The 471-nt window shown below is 76.0% G+C and carries 1 pseudogene; it reads left to right on the forward strand.

Features of this window, described 5'->3' with window-relative positions:
* Window positions 1-471: pseudogene (locus tag FF041_RS38415) on the forward strand (hypothetical protein); the annotation flags it as partial.

The following is a 471-nucleotide window of genomic DNA, read 5'->3' on the forward strand; positions in this document are numbered from 1 at the left end:
TGCGGGCGGCGGCCCGGACCACCCGGCGGCTGCGCGCCCTCATCGCGACCCTCTCGGTCCTGCTCTGCCTCGCCACGATCGCCGGGCTCAGCGTCTGGAAGGAGAGCCGGGCCAACGACCGCCGCGCGGTGCAGGCCGAGGCCCGGCGGATCGCGGAGACCGCGAGCACCCTGCGGGAGTCGGATCCGGGACACGCGCTCCGGCTCACCGTCGCCGCCTGGCGGAAGGCGGACACCCCGGAGACCCGGGAGGCGCTGTTCGCGGCGGCGGCGCAGCCGGACTCCGCCCTGTACCGGGTCACCGACGCGCACATGCACCCGCCCGGGCTGCGCCAGGACCTCAGCGCCGACGGCCGCAGACTGCTCACCCTGACCCCCGAGAGCAGCGACGCCTGGGGTCTGGGACGACTGAGCCAGGACCGATCCGGGTCCGGCCTCGGCGGGAAGCTGAAGCGGCTGGTCGCCATAGCGC

This window comes from Streptomyces jumonjinensis (genome assembly GCF_009600885.1).
Classification (GTDB): Bacteria; Actinomycetota; Actinomycetes; order Streptomycetales; family Streptomycetaceae; genus Streptomyces; species Streptomyces jumonjinensis.